This window comes from Streptomyces sp. NPDC046915, assembly GCF_040644935.1.
GTDB lineage: Bacteria > Actinomycetota > Actinomycetes > Streptomycetales > Streptomycetaceae > Streptomyces.
Window position 1 is genome coordinate 420272 of the sequence record NZ_JBEYXB010000003.1, and the last position, 13241, is coordinate 433512.

The 13241-nt window shown below is 69.0% G+C and carries 14 protein-coding genes and 1 tRNA gene; 5 read left to right on the forward strand and 10 right to left on the reverse strand.

The annotated features are described in order from the left end of the window. Positions 1–929 precede the first annotated feature (929 nt). Positions 930–1952, forward strand: a complete 1023-nt coding sequence (locus ABZ915_RS10085) for a restriction endonuclease (protein ID WP_361798797.1) — start codon at positions 930–932, stop codon at positions 1950–1952. Between the two features lie 89 nt (positions 1953–2041). On the opposite strand, the gene ABZ915_RS10090 is transcribed toward ABZ915_RS10085, so the two are convergent. Genes ABZ915_RS10090 through ABZ915_RS10115 form a run of 6 tightly spaced genes read right to left on the reverse strand, consistent with a single transcriptional unit; the run spans position 2042 to position 6176 of the window. Further along, a complete protein-coding gene (locus ABZ915_RS10090; RefSeq protein WP_361798800.1) occupies positions 2042–2797 on the reverse strand; it encodes a class E sortase in 756 nt (251 codons plus the stop codon). Between the two features lie 13 nt (positions 2798–2810). Beyond that, positions 2811–3827, reverse strand: a complete 1017-nt coding sequence (locus ABZ915_RS10095; protein WP_361798803.1) for a class E sortase — start codon at positions 3825–3827, stop codon at positions 2811–2813. Continuing rightward, positions 3824–4462 carry an aminodeoxychorismate/anthranilate synthase component II gene (locus tag ABZ915_RS10100; protein ID WP_361798805.1) on the reverse strand — a complete coding sequence of 213 codons (639 nt, stop codon included), beginning with the start codon at positions 4460–4462 and terminating at the stop codon, positions 3824–3826. Before ABZ915_RS10100 ends, ABZ915_RS10095 begins: the two co-directional genes overlap by 4 nt. After that, positions 4459–4620: a hypothetical protein gene (locus ABZ915_RS10105; RefSeq protein ID WP_361798807.1), complete on the reverse strand. Its 162-nt coding sequence runs from the start codon at positions 4618–4620 to the stop codon at positions 4459–4461. The genes ABZ915_RS10100 and ABZ915_RS10105 overlap by 4 nt, the downstream gene beginning before the upstream one ends. 52 nt (positions 4621–4672) lie before the next feature. Continuing rightward, entirely contained in the window at positions 4673–5365 is a 693-nt protein-coding gene (locus ABZ915_RS10110) for a class E sortase (RefSeq protein WP_361798809.1), read from the reverse strand. 22 nt (positions 5366–5387) lie between these two features. Continuing rightward, entirely contained in the window at positions 5388–6176 is a 789-nt protein-coding gene (locus ABZ915_RS10115) for a DUF881 domain-containing protein (RefSeq protein ID WP_361798812.1), read from the reverse strand. A 153-nt stretch (positions 6177–6329) separates the two neighbouring features. Between ABZ915_RS10115 and crgA the strand changes: the two genes are divergently transcribed. After that, on the forward strand, positions 6330–6584 hold the full coding sequence (gene crgA, locus ABZ915_RS10120; protein WP_132855222.1) for a cell division protein CrgA: 255 nt from the start codon (positions 6330–6332) through the stop codon (positions 6582–6584). Positions 6585–6843: 259 nt separating this feature from the next. Here the strand turns inward: crgA and ABZ915_RS10125 are convergent, their stop codons facing one another. Together ABZ915_RS10125 and ABZ915_RS10130 are read right to left on the reverse strand one after the other, a co-directional pair. Then, a complete protein-coding gene (locus ABZ915_RS10125) occupies positions 6844–7764 on the reverse strand; it encodes a rhomboid family intramembrane serine protease (RefSeq protein WP_361798815.1) in 921 nt (306 codons plus the stop codon). 83 nt (positions 7765–7847) lie between these two features. Next, entirely contained in the window at positions 7848–8381 is a 534-nt protein-coding gene (locus tag ABZ915_RS10130) for a peptidylprolyl isomerase (RefSeq protein WP_361798818.1), read from the reverse strand. A gap of 315 nt (positions 8382–8696) precedes the next feature. Here ABZ915_RS10130 and ABZ915_RS10135 point away from each other — a divergent pair, with 315 nt between their 5' ends. Beyond that, a complete protein-coding gene (locus tag ABZ915_RS10135; RefSeq protein ID WP_361798820.1) occupies positions 8697–9416 on the forward strand; it encodes a DUF5324 family protein in 720 nt (239 codons plus the stop codon). 212 nt (positions 9417–9628) lie between these two features. Here ABZ915_RS10135 and ABZ915_RS10140 read toward each other — a convergent pair. Then, positions 9629–9701: transfer RNA gene (locus ABZ915_RS10140), tRNA-Ala, on the reverse strand. Positions 9702–9880: 179 nt separating this feature from the next. Here ABZ915_RS10140 and ABZ915_RS10145 point away from each other — a divergent pair. Both ABZ915_RS10145 and ABZ915_RS10150 read left to right on the forward strand, forming a co-directional pair. Continuing rightward, positions 9881–10429 (forward strand): helix-turn-helix transcriptional regulator, encoded by a 549-nt coding sequence (locus tag ABZ915_RS10145; protein WP_132855218.1) that lies wholly within the window; start codon positions 9881–9883, stop codon positions 10427–10429. A gap of 113 nt (positions 10430–10542) precedes the next feature. Next, the gene (locus ABZ915_RS10150) at positions 10543–11904 is read left to right on the forward strand and encodes a serine/threonine-protein kinase (RefSeq protein WP_361798823.1); all 1362 of its coding nucleotides are present in this window, start codon (positions 10543–10545) and stop codon (positions 11902–11904) included. Here ABZ915_RS10150 and ABZ915_RS10155 read toward each other — a convergent pair. Continuing rightward, positions 11868–13235, reverse strand: a complete 1368-nt coding sequence (locus ABZ915_RS10155; RefSeq protein ID WP_361798826.1) for a hypothetical protein — start codon at positions 13233–13235, stop codon at positions 11868–11870. The two genes, ABZ915_RS10150 and ABZ915_RS10155, sit on opposite strands and share 37 nt — an antisense overlap. Between the last annotated feature and the right edge of the window lie 6 nt (positions 13236–13241).

Consider the following 13241-nt stretch of genomic DNA (forward strand, 5'->3'; position numbering starts at 1 on the left):
GCCTTCCGGAGGCGCTGGCCCTTCAGTGGGGCCAGCGCCTCCGCTTGCTTTCCACCTTGCCCACACCCGGATCGCACGGACATGCTGAACCGCACGAAGGTGCTGTCCCTGCTCCCGGACAGGATGCATGTGACGACGGCGAATGGTGGCGCCGTACTTCGGGGGTCACCGTCGAATCCGTCCGTCAGATGGCCAAGCACCACCGCGAAGAGCTGGAAGCCAACGGTTTGGCCGTACTGCGGGGTGCTGACCTTCGAAAATTGGAGAGTGACAACATGTCACTCTCACTGGCAAGTGATCCATAGGCACGCCGGAGTCGCAACTCCCGCCGGACCATCCGCAACATCGCCATACTCCTCTGCGCAGCTAAGCCGCACGCCAACCATCGTCGTCCCTGGCCGCAACGGAGGTCAGGGCGTCGCAATCACCACACTGATGTAATGGTCCGGCTTGTTCCTGCCGGGCTCCGATGCATGTGGCAGCGGCGATGGTTGCCGCGTATTTTCAGGTCCGTGTCAAGGCGATCCGATCCCTTGTGGTCGACCACCGGACTGAGTGGAGGCCAACGGACTACCACGTGCTGACAAGCACAGAACTGAGCGCCTGCAAGGCGCTCAGTTGAATCCAGTCCCGTACAGCATCAGCATGCTGCTTGGCCTTCCGCTCCCTGCCATGGCGGCCTGGGCACGGCCCGTTGCCGGCGACGGTGAACTCGATCGGGGGCAACCCGTACAGCTCATCGGCGACAGCATCGACCCGGACTCGCCTTCCTCAGACGCTGGTGAGCCGCGACTCTCCCTTGACGCTCGCACGGCAGTGCCCCTGCCGATCGTGTCTTCATATGTCAGGACTCGTTGATCGGGTGGGGTAAGGGGAATCGGAGTCTCTGCCCCGGCCTAACGGCCACCGAGTGAGCAGAGGGGCAGAACATGATCAACGAATCGGCGCTGCTGGAATCGAAGTCCCTGCGCGACAGCGTGCTGGAGCGCACGGACGTGCTGGACCGCGTGAAGGTGCTGTCACTGCTGCCGGACGGGATGCATGTGACGACGGCGATGGTGGCGGCGTACTTCGAGATCACCGTGAAGACGCTGGAGTCGGTGGTGGAAGATCACCGACAGGAGCTTGAAGCCAGCGGCTACCAGGTCCTGACAGGGAAACGACTGGCCCTCTTTAAGGGGGCCAGTGGGATCCAGTCACGCTCCAAGGCACTGGCCCTGTTCTCCCGCCGAGCCGTCCTCAACGTCGCCATGCTCCTCCGCGACAGCGAAGTCGCACGTCAGGCGCGTGTGTACCTCCTGGACATGGAGTATCTGGCCAGGACACAGCCTGTGGATAACCCTGTCCACAGGACAGCCCCCTCGCTCGACGACCACATCGACCGACGCATCACCCACATCCTCGGCAAGACCGTCGTCCCCATGTTCAACGCCCTGATCGCCACCTCCGGCGAACACCGCCGCGAGCTCATCGCCCTCCGCGACGACATCCAAAGCGTCGAGCAAAGGCTGTGCTGGCACCACCGACGGCTCACCAGCCTGGAAGGAGACGCGCCGAGGGATCAGGTCAGGGCTGCCATCAGCGCCATGACCTGGCAGGCATTCGAACACCACGTCGCCGATCTGCTCCGGCGCGACGGCTGCACGGACGTCGTCGTACGACAAGCCCGCAGCGACCGAGGTATCGACATCACCGGCCGCACGGCCGACGGACGTACCGTGGCCGTCCAGTGCAAGAACCGGGCCGGCCGCTGGACCGTCCCCAGCGCGGACATGCAGAAGTTCGCCGGTGCCGCACGAGCCATCGACCGCGTCGACGTCGCCCTGTTCGTTGCCACTTCGAACTTCAGCAGCGAAGCCCAAGCCATCGCCGACCTCACCGGAGTCATCACCGTGAACCGTGACGAGGTGGAGGCGTGGAGCGCGGGAGCGCCTCTGAAGGCGTTGCGCTGAGCCATAGCAGAGGGCCCGAAGCCGCAAGAGATAGTTGCGGCTTCGGGCCCTCGTCATGCTAGCTGGCAGAGTTACTCAAAGAACCTCTGTCAGTCGCGCAGTTCCTTCGGTGGCGTCCGCTTGGCATCGACCTTGTCGACACGCACCAGCTCCCCCCACACCACATACCGGTACCGGGACGTGTACACCGGGGTGCAGGTCGTCAGGGTGATGTAGTGGCCGGGCTTCTTGACGCCCGACTCCTTCGGGACGGAGGTCAGGACCTTGACGTTGTACTTCGAGGTCTCAGGGAGAATGGCGAAGGCCTTGTAGACGTACCACTTGTCCTTCGTCTCGAAGACGATCGGGTCGCCCTGCTCCACCTTGTCGATGTTGTGGAACTTGGCGCCGTGGCCGTCACGATGGGCCGCGAGGGTGAAGTTGCCCTTCTTGCCGGAGATCGGCAGCGTGGCCTTGACGGGGTCCGTGTAGTAGCCGGCGACGCCGTCGTTCAGGACCTCCGTCGACGTGCCCTTCTCGACCAGGACCTCGCCGTTCTTCATCGAGGGAACGTGCAGGAAGCCGATGCCGTCCTTGGTGTCCAGCGCCCCCGGACCGCCCGCCGAGCCGTGGGCCCAGCTGTCCCGGACCTTGTCGGCCTCCTTGTGCGCCGTACGGTCGGCGACGACGTTCGTCCACCACAGGGAGTAGACGACGAAGAGGCCGAGCACGAGGCCCGCCGTGATGAGGAGTTCACCGAAAAAGCTGACGGCCGTGGCGATCGGTCCGGTGCCCCGGCGCCGTGCTGCGGGCGCCGCCGCGGGCGCCCCCGTGTGCTCTTCGGTGTCGTCGGCGGTCGCTGCCACTGTTCATCTGCCCTTACTCGACGAGCGCATCCGGCTTGCCCTTGCTGCGCGGCCGTTCCTCGACCATCTTGCCCCAGACGATCAGCCGGTACTTGCTCGTGAACTCCGGCGTGCACGTGGTGAGGGTGATGTAGCGGCCCGGCGTGGTGAAGCCCGAACCCTTCGGGACGGGGTCCAGCACGCTCGTGTTGGAGGGCGCCGTCACCGGCAGCATCGACGTCATCTTGTAGACGTAGTACGTGTCCTGCGTCTCGACGACGACCGCGTCGCCCTTCTTGAGCCGGTTGATGTACCGGAAGGGCTCCCCGTGCGTGTTGCGATGCGCGGCCAGGCCGAAGTTGCCGGTCTTCGCGTCCGGCATCGCCGTCTTCAGCGCGCCCTCGCCGTAGTGGCCGACCATGCCCTTGTCGAGCACCTTCTTGTTGCTGACGCCCTCCGCGATCGGCGCCACCACGTCCAGCTCCGGAATGTGCAGGATCGCGAAGCCCTGCCCCGGCTCGAAGGTCCCCGGCGCGCGCTTGCCGCTCGCCCAGTCCTGCTGGAGGCTGTTCGCCTCCTGGCCGGCCTGGGCGTGCGCCCGGACGTTCGTCCACCACAGCTGGTAGGTGACGAACAGCAGCATCAGCACACCGGTGGTGATGAACACCTCGCCGATCGCCCGGCTCGCGACGACCCCCGGACCCGGCTTGCGCGCCCGTTCCTGCCGCCGGGCCTCGACCCGGGACAGCGGCGCCCCGGACCTCGACTCTCCGGCCCGCGACTCCTCGGACGGCTCCTGCGCGGCCTCCCGCGCACCGCCATGACGCCCGCCACGCCGCTTGGCGGCCTTTCTGCGGGCCGCTCGGCCGCCCGGTGTGGCTCGAGTGGCAGACGTGGCCGAAGAGGCCGCAGAAGCCAACCTGGGCGGTGGCTCGGGTAGCCGCAGCGCCACCGTCTCCTCGTCGATGGGAGCCTCGCGCGGCGGCATGCCGTAGGACTCGTACGACGCGCCGCCGTACGAGTCCTCGCGCTCGGGGCGCAGCGCGGTCACGCCGTGGCCCTGCCCACCACCGGGGCGAGCCCCGCCGACCTCGCCACGGCACCCTGGTCGCCGCACTCCACCAGCCAGTTGGCCAGCATCCGGTGCCCGTGCTCGGTCAGCACCGACTCGGGGTGGAACTGCACTCCCTCGACCAGGAGTTCGCGGTGGCGCAGTCCCATGATGATCCCGTCGTGCGTCCGGGCCGTGACCTCAAGCTCCGCCGGGACCGTGGCCGGCTCCGCGGCCAGCGAGTGGTAACGGGTCGCCGTGAAGGGGGAGGGCAGCCCGGCGAAGACGCCCCTGCCCTCGTGCTCCACCAGCGAGGTCTTGCCGTGCAGCAGCTCGGGCGCGCGGTCCACCACCCCGCCGTACGCCACCTGCATCGACTGCATCCCCAGGCAGACGCCGAAGACGGGCACCCCGGTCGAGGCGCAGTGCCGGACCATGTCCACGCAGACCCCGGCCTCCTCCGGCGTGCCGGGGCCCGGGGACAGCAGCACGCCGTCGAAGCCGTCCTGGGCGTGCGCCGTCGACACCTCGTCGTTGCGCAGCACCTCGCACTCGGCGCCCAGCTGGTAGAGGTACTGGACCAGGTTGAAGACGAAGCTGTCGTAGTTGTCGACGACGAGAATCCGCGCACTCACTGGTTGTCCACCGTCACATCGTTGAAGGGCAGCAGCGGTTCGGCCCAGGGGAACACGTACTGGAAGAGGACATAGACCACGGCCAGAGCCAGCAGGAGCGAGGTCAGCGCCTTCACCCACGTGTTTCCCGGCAGATGCCGCCAGATCCAGCCGTACATGCCGTCCCTTCCGTTCCACCACGGCACCAGACTCCCGCCGTACGTCACCAGACTAACGGCGCAGAGCCTTCGGTTCGCCTGCCTCCACAGGCTGTGTGGAGTCAAGATGCGCCCAGACGATCAGCCGGTGACTGTGGCCCCATTCGGGATCGCACGTCGTCAGCGTCAGATACCGGCCCGGACGCGTGTACCCCGACTTACGTGGCACAGGGTCGATCACTTCAACATCATTCGGAACCGTTTTGTAGGGCCCTTTGTCGATCCGATACGTGAACCAGGTCGTTCCGTCCGTCAATACGACCGCGTCACCGGGCCGCAGCCGCGGAAAGTCCTTGAAGGGGTCGCCGTACGTCCGCCGATGACCCGCCACGGCGAAGTTGCCCTCCTGACCCAGCCGCGCGGTGCGCGCGTAGTGGGCGAGTCCCTTCTTCAGCACGTCGGTGCCGGTGCCCTCGAGCACGGGCTTGTTCCACGTGAAACCGAGCCGCGGGATGTACATGATCGCGAAAGGCCTGCCGTACGTGTACGAGGCGGGCTTCGGGGCCGGCCCGCTCGCCCCCCGCGACGCGGCGGCCGTGGGATGCACGGCCCCCTTCGCCCACTGCTGGTGCAGCTGGTCGATCTGGTCGTTCATCTCGCGGTCGGCCTTGACGCCGGTCCAGAACAGCACATAGACCACGAACAGCACGATCAAGGCGCCCACGGTGATGCAGAGCTCGCTGACGGTCCTGACGATCACGCGCACCGGCGGCTCCTGGCGGGGGCACCTACTTCACGGGCTTCGCGTAGTGCAGGTCCACTGTGCCCGAGTAGCCGGGCAGAGTCACCGTCCCGTCCTCGGTGACTTTCCAGCCGAGGCCGTAGACGTTCACGTACACCATGTAGGTCTGGATCGCCTGCGAGTCCGCCAGCGCCTGCTGCATCTTCGCCGGGTCACCGACCGCCGTGATCTTGTACGGCGGCGAGTAGACGCGGCCCTGGAGGATCAGCGTGTTGCCCACGCAGCGCACGGCACTGGTGGAGATCAGCCGCTGGTCCATGACCTTGATGCCCTTGGCCCCGCCCTGCCACAGCGCGTTCACCACGGCCTGGAGATCCTGCTGGTGGATGACCAGGTAGTCGGGCTGCGGCTCGGGATAGCCGGGCAGTTTGGCCGTGGCGTTCGGCGGGGCGTCGTTCAGCGTGACCGAGATCGCCTTGCCCTTGACCTTCTCCGTCCCCGCGTTCTTCTCCAGCCCGGAGAGCTTCTCGTCCTGCGCCTTGGTGCTGCCGTCGTCCCGCTCGGCCAGCGCCTCGACGTCGTCCCGCAGCGTCGCGTTGGACTCGTCCAGCCCCTTGTTCTTGTGGCTGCGTTCCTGGACGAGGTCGGACAGCTTCAGCAAGGAGGAGTCCGTACGGATGTCGGTGCCCTTGGCCGTGTTGAAGCTGGTGAAGAAGATCAGACCGGCGAGGGCGAAGACCGCCGCGGTCAGAACCCGCACCGGCTTGAGGCGGGGACCGCGGACAGGGCCGGAACCCGTTGATCCCGTACCGGGGGAGTCGGCAGAATTGCTCAACGTACCCTTATCTCCTTCGGCGCCGCGGAAGCACTACGCTAACGGACGCCCGGGGGAGTGCTCAGTCTGCCCTTACTGTCCCCTTGTACGCTGCCCCGGACCCCGACCCAGTTACCTGCGCGGCCACGCAGCGCATCGACAGGAGAGACCCTCGTGCCGAAGTCACGTATCCGCAAGAAGGCCGACTACACGCCGCCGCCGTCGAAGCAGGCCACGGCGATCAAACTGACCAACCGCGCCTGGGTCGCGCCCGTCATGCTGGCGATGTTCCTCATCGGCCTGGCCTGGATCGTCGTCTTCTACGTGACCGACGGTTCGCTGCCGATCGACAAGCTGGACAACTGGAACATCGTGGTGGGCTTCGGCTTCATCGCCGCGGGATTCGGCGTCTCCACCCAGTGGAAGTAGCGGCTGCCTCCGGGTGAACGCAGCTCTGCCCAGGGTTATCCGCTGAGTTATCCACAGGCACTGTCCACACGCTGGGGAAAAGAAAGACGATCTGTGGATAACCCGCCGGAGGTTGACGCCGGTGTGACAGACATACCGGTTGACGCGAAACCCTCGCCCCCTGCCCGACCTGGGAAAACACACCTGAGCGGCAGGGGGCGCAGCTGTTGCCGCACAGTGTGCACAAGATCGGGCACAGACTGTGGACAACGGTTCGGTATCAGGTGAGCTGAGCCGTCCTGACCAGCATCAGGAGCACCACCACGGCCAGGACCAGCGCGCAGGTGCCGTACTGGATCAGGGCTCGGTGTCTGCGTGGGGCGTGGACCATGGCGTAACCGCACACGACGCCTGCCACGAGGCCGCCGATGTGGGCCTGCCAGGCGATGCCGCTGAACCCGAAGGTGAAGATGAGGTTGATCACCAGCAGGGCGATGACCGGCCGCATGTCGTAGTTGAGCCGGCGCACCAGCACGGCGGTCGCGCCGAAGAGGCCGTAGACGGCTCCGGAGGCGCCGAGGGAGGCCTGGGACGGGGCGGCCAGCAGGTAGGTCAGGGCGCCGCCGGCCAGGCCGGAGACGAGGTAGAGCGTCAGGTAGCGGGCGCGGCCGAGGGCGGCTTCCAGGGGGCCGCCGATCCACCACAGGCTCAGCATGTTGAAGCCGATGTGCCAGAAGGCCTGGTGGGCGAACATGGAGGTCACCAGGCGGTACCACTCGCCCTGTGCGACGCCCAGCGTGGGGGTGTACGGCTTCGGGGGCCACTCGCCGATGAGCAGCAGGTGGTCCAGGAGCGAGGAGTCCGCCCGGATGGCGATGAACACGGCGAGGTTGATCCCGATGAGGATCTTGGTGATCAGCCGCGGGTCGGCGGTGACCGTACCTCCGGCGACCGTCCGGGGCCGGGAGGCGGCCGTGGACCGTCCGCTGCCGCCGCCTCCCCCACTCTCGGCTCCGCTCGAGCGGGAGGTACCACGGACGCATTCCGGGCACTGGAAGCCCACGGAGGCGCTGACCATGCATTCGGGGCAGATGGGGCGCTCGCAGCGGGTGCAGCGGACGCCGGTCTCGCGGTCCGGGTGCCGGTAGCACACGGGCACGCTCCTGGCGTCCTGCGCGCTGCCTGCGGCCTCCTGGTCCATGGAGTCACCTCGGTCGTCTCGTGGACACTGCACCAGCCCGCTCATCCTTACGGACGAGCGGGGCGATTGGTTCCCGACCTGTCTCAGCCCTGGCGGCGCTCGATGACGATCGTCTCGATGACGACGTCCTTGACCGGCCGGTCGTTGGGCTTGGTGGTGGGGACGGCGGCGATGGCGTCCACGACCTTCTGGCCGGCCGGGTCGGCGACCTCGCCGAAGATGGTGTGCTTGCGGTTCAGCCAGGTCGTCGGGGAGACGGTGATGAAGAACTGCGAGCCGTTGGTGCCGGGGCCGGCGTTGGCCATGGCGAGCAGGTAGGGCTTGTTGAAGGACAGGTCCGGGTGGAACTCGTCCTCGAACTCGTAGCCCGGGCCGCCGATGCCGGTGCCGAGCGGGTCGCCGCCCTGGATCATGAAGCCGCTGATCACCCGGTGGAAGACCGTGCCGTCGTAGAGCTTGTCGTGGCTCGCCGCGCCGGTGGCCGGGTGCTTCCACTCGCGCTCGCCCTGGGCGAGCTCGACGAAGTTCTTGACCGTCTTGGGCGTGTGGTTCGGGAAGAGCCGGACCTCGATGTCGCCGTGGTTGGTCTTCAGGGTGGCGTAGAGCTGCTCGGCCACGATCTGCCTTCCGTTGTCTTCCTGTGACCCTCTGATCCTCGCACGCTCCAGGCCACGCGTCGCCCGACCGTGTCTTGTGGGCGCGAATCGGCCCGGGGCGGGCGCGCGCGGCGGCGATTCGTGGCATTGTCGGGATTGTCGTCGACAGGCTCGTGTTGCCCCGTATTCACCCGCTCTTCGTGTGGGGCGTGGGGTGTGAGTGGTTCGGTCGGCACCCGTATGCCCGTCCGCGCATGCCCCATGTCCCGTTGACAGGCATGATCCGTAAAAGGGTGGAAAGTCGAAATACCGTACGCCACCGAGGAGGAGGAACCCGTGACCCGCATCGACAGCGTGCGCGCCGCGACCGGCTCGGCGAAGGACAGCGTGCTGCACGCCGCGGAAGTGGTGGCGCCCTACGCCGACACGGCCAAGGAGCGTGCCGCGCACTACGCGCAGGAGGCACGCGTACGGCTCGCGCCCAAGGTGTCGCAGGCCGCAGAACAGGCCCGCGTGCAGTACGACGCCCGTCTCGCGCCCCGGCTGGAGCTGGCCCGGGCGCAGGCCATGGCCCATGTCCCGCCGAAGGTCGACCAGGCCGCCCATGAGGCGGCGGTCCGTACCCGCAAGGCCGCCCGGCAGGCGGCGGTGTACTCGCGGCCGAAGATCGAGCAGGCGGTGGCCGCGGCCGGGCCGGTGCGCGACGAGGCGGCGGCGCGGGGTGCCGCGGCGCTGGCCGCGCTGCGTGGCCAGGTCTCGCCCAAGGAGATCCAGAAGCTGGCTCGTAAGCACCGGCGGCGGGCCAGGGCCGGTCGTGTCGCCAAGGCGCTGGCCGTGGTGGGTGCGGTGGCCGGTACTGCTTTCGCGGCCTGGAAGTGGTGGGACAAGCAGGCCAATCCCGACTGGCTGGTGGAGCCGCCCGCCGCGACGGAGGTGCCCGAGTCGGGCCGGCTGGCGTCGGTCGACGGCACTGGGCAGGCGCCGCTCGATCCCGAGGTGCAGGCCAAGGAGGCCGAGGAGGAATCGGCGGACCGCGACGAGCGCGGCCGCGGCTGACGGCGGCGTCCGGAGACGGACGCGGATGGGGCGGGAGGCTTTCGGGCCTCCCGCCCCATCCGCGTTCCATCACAAACAATTGCAAATCATCGCAAATCGCTCAATCGTCACCCAGTCGGAACACGGTCCCCGGGATGCCGGACATGAGCGCGCCCATGGCACGCAAAAGCCCCTCCGGTCCGCTTTTCGCAGACCGGAGGGGCTTCCTGGAGTGGAGCCTAGGGGAGTCGAACCCCTGACATCTGCCATGCAAAGACAGCGCTCTACCAACTGAGCTAAGGCCCCGTGACGCAGGCGTCCACCGGAAGAATCACCTACCGGCGTGCGCCGCAGACCAGAGTACCGGGTCACCCCCGGGATCTCGCAAAAAAGTTGGGGTCCCCGTCGGCGACCACGCTCCGTAAGATGCCCCTCGTGGTTCGCTACAGCGAACCCACGTTCAGGGGAAGCGATGGGGAGACGCAATGGACGCCGCACAGCAGGAAGCCACCGCAAGAGCGCGGGAGCTGCAGCGGAACTGGTACGGGGAGCCGTTGGGGGCGCTCTTCCGTAAGCTCATCGAAGATCTCGGTCTCAACCAGGCCCGCCTCGCGGCGGTCCTCGGCCTGTCCGCGCCGATGCTGTCGCAGCTGATGAGCGGTCAGCGCGCGAAGATCGGCAATCCGGCGGTCGTGCAGCGGGTGCAGCTGCTGCAGGACCTGGCGGGGCAGGTCGCGGACGGCAGCGTCAGCGCGGCCGAGGCGACCGAGCGCATGGAGGAGATCAAGAAGTCACAAGGGGGATCGGTGCTCAGCAACACCACACAGACGACCAGCAGTTCGGGGGCGCCCACGGTCAAGCGGGTGGTCCGCGAGATCCAGTCGCTGCTGCGCTCGGTGGCCGCGGCCGGGGACATCATCGAGGCCGCGGACACCCTCGCCCCGAGCCATCCGGAGCTGGCGGAGTTCCTGCGCGTCTACGGCGCCGGCCGCACCTCGGACGCGGTCGCGCACTACCAGTCCCACCAGAGCTGAGTCCGCGGCCCGGGGAGGGGTCGTAGCTCTCATCACGGGGGAAGCTCGTCACGGGGGAAGCAAGTGACGGGGAAACATCACGGGGGCCGCAGGGGGAGGAGCGACGGACAGCCATGGGTGAGGTCTTCGCCGGGCGGTACGAACTGGCCGACCCGATCGGACGCGGCGGAGTCGGCGCCGTCTGGCGCGCCTGGGACCACCGCCGTCGCCGTTACGTCGCCGCCAAGGTGCTCCAGCAGCGCGACGCCCACTCCCTCCTGCGCTTCGTACGGGAGCAGGCCCTGCGGATCGACCACCCGCACGTGCTCGCTCCGGCGAGCTGGGCCGCCGACGACGACAAGGTCCTGTTCACCATGGACCTGGTCGTCGGTGGTTCCCTGGTCCACCTGGTCGGGGACTACGGTCCCCTGCCGCCCGGTTTCGTCTGCACTCTCCTCGACCAGCTGCTGGCCGGCCTCGCCGCCGTGCACGCCGAGGGTGTCGTCCACCGGGACATCAAGCCCGCCAACATCCTGCTGGAGGCCACCGGCACCGGCCGGCCCCGGCTGCGGCTGTCCGACTTCGGCATCGCGATGCGGCTGGGCGAGCCGCGCCTGACGGAGACCAACCTCGTGGTGGGGACGCCGGGTTACCTCGCGCCCGAGCAGATGCTGGGCGCCGAACCGGACTTCCCCGCCGACCTGTTCGCGGTCGGCCTGGTCGCGCTGTACCTGCTCCAGGGCGCCAAGCCCGACGCCAAGGCGCTCGTCCAGTACTTCATGGAACACGGCACGCCCGGCGCTCCCAAGGGCGTTCCCGAGCCGCTGTGGCAGGTCGTGGCCTCCCTGCTGCAACCGGATCCACAGGCCCGCTTCCGCACCGCCACGGGAGCGCGCAAGGCCCTCGCCGCCGCCGTGGAGCTCCTGCCGGAGCCGGGCCCCGACGAGGAACTGATCGAGATCTTCGACCAAGTCGGCCCCCTGCCTCCGGGGTTCGGCCCGGAGGGGCCACTGGGTGCCGGGCCCGGGGCGAGAGCGGACGAAGGGGCGTACGAGGGCACGAGTACGGGGTCGGAGGCGCCCGCCGACACGGATACGGACACGGGCCACTCCGTGTCGGACACCGGCAGCTTCCGCCTGCCGCCACCGCGGCAACCGTCCACGCCTACGCCCACACCGGCACCGACGCCGGCGCCCACCCCGACACCCACGCCGACGCCGACGACGCAGAGCCACAACCCCGCGCCCGCGCCGCACGCCCCCTTTCCCCCACCCTCGTACGCCGTCGCATCACCCCCGTACACCCACACCCCGCCGCACCCCCACACCCCCACCGCCCCCTACACCGCGCAGGTCCCCCGAGCCACACACGCCACGCATGCCGCACACGCCGCGCCACGGCACCGTCCCGGGCCCCCGTCCAAGGTCGTCGTGCCGGTACTGCTGTTCGCGCTGGCCTGCTACGCGGTCGGGTTCTGGGCGCTGGCCCGCGTCTGAGCCGTGGCGGTCGCGGCCCTGCGCCGTGCCGTCAGGGTCCACAGGCCGAGCCCCAGGAGCAGTACCGTCCCGGTGCCGATCCCGCCGGCGGCGAGGGCCTTCATGGCGGTGCCGCCACCGGGGGCCTCGCCCGTGACCGCGGCCTCCCGGTCGCCGGCCGTGATCTCGAAGAGGTGCGCGGGTGCGGACTTCCCGGTGTACCCGGGTCCGGCGTGGGGCGTGCCGTCGACGCGGACGCGCAGTGTCAGCCCGTACGCCTTGTCGCCGAAGGTGTCGGCGACCTGCCCGCTGAGGTGGACGGCGAGGTAGTAGGAGCCGGCGAAGCGCATGGCGCTGACCTGGCCGCTCGCGGCGTACCGGTTGACGTAGGCGACGGGCGGCAGGGGGGCGAGGGCGGCCGTCGCCTGCCGGCCGCTGTAGCCGCTGGCGGCGTCGGTGACGGCACCGCGGGCGGGGTTGTACAGGGACAGGCCGAGGGCGCCGGTCACATAGCCGCCGCCCTCGGCGGAACTGCCGAGTTCGGCGGTGGCGTACAGCTGCTGGCCCCAGTCGACGGGGACCTTGTAGAAGAGGGTCTGGCCGGGCCGGATGCGGGTGTCCCAGACGCCCTGGACCAGTGCCCGCGCCCCGGCGAAGCCGGCGCCGCCGGCTCGGGTCCGGGGGTCGCCGGTGAGGGGCTCGGGGGTGGCGGAGTTCCAGTCCCCGGGCGCCGCGGTGCCGGTGGCCTTGGCCCGGGGCGGTTCGGTGACCGGGGCGATCTCCAGGCTCCAGTCCTGGGCCGAGGAGGCGCCGCCGGACCCGGAGCCGGTCGCGTCGGCGCGTTCGACGACCAGGTAGAACGTGCCCGCCCCCTGACACAGCGCCTTGCCCGCCTCACGTATCCCCAACGCGGTGACGGGGTGCGGGCTCAGGCCGCCGCCGAAGCTCGCGGTGTCGTTGGAGCAGGTGGTGCCGTCGGCGGCCTGGAGCGAGACACGGATGCCGTCGGTGGCGGAGACCTTGGCGTCGGGCGGGGGGACGGCGGTGACGGCGACGTAGGCCGTCGTCGCCCGGTCGGTGAGTGCGAAGCGGTAGTAGACCTCGGCGTTCTTCCCGAGGGAGCTGCGGTAGCTCTTGCCGGGCTCCAGGCGTTCGGCGTCCGTGGTGCCTGCCGTGCCCTTCACGGTCCGCGCCTCGGGTGCGAAGGCGTAGCCGCCCGGTGTCCCGGTCGTGGTGCCGTCGGCGGCCGCGGTGCCGCCCGGCAGGGCGACCGCCGCGCCCGTCAGCACTCCGGTGACGGCGAACCGTACCGCCGTACGCCACCAAGCCGTACGCCACCGCCCCGTCCCCATGCCGCC

Excerpts from the sequence above, each read along its gene's own strand:
- ABZ915_RS10085 (WP_361798797.1), top strand. The coding sequence starts at position 930 with ATGATCAACGAATCGGCGCTGCTGGAATCGAAGTCCCTGCGCGACAGC.
- ABZ915_RS10105 (WP_361798807.1), bottom strand. The coding sequence starts at position 4,620 with ATGTACGGCTGGATCTGGCGGCATCTGCCGGGAAACACGTGGGTGAAG.
- ABZ915_RS10125 (WP_361798815.1), bottom strand. The coding sequence starts at position 7,764 with ATGGACCAGGAGGCCGCAGGCAGCGCGCAGGACGCCAGGAGCGTGCCC.
- ABZ915_RS10145 (WP_132855218.1), top strand. The coding sequence starts at position 9,881 with ATGGACGCCGCACAGCAGGAAGCCACCGCAAGAGCGCGGGAGCTGCAG.
- ABZ915_RS10150 (WP_361798823.1), top strand. The coding sequence starts at position 10,543 with ATGGGTGAGGTCTTCGCCGGGCGGTACGAACTGGCCGACCCGATCGGA.
- ABZ915_RS10155 (WP_361798826.1), bottom strand. The coding sequence starts at position 13,235 with ATGGGGACGGGGCGGTGGCGTACGGCTTGGTGGCGTACGGCGGTACGG.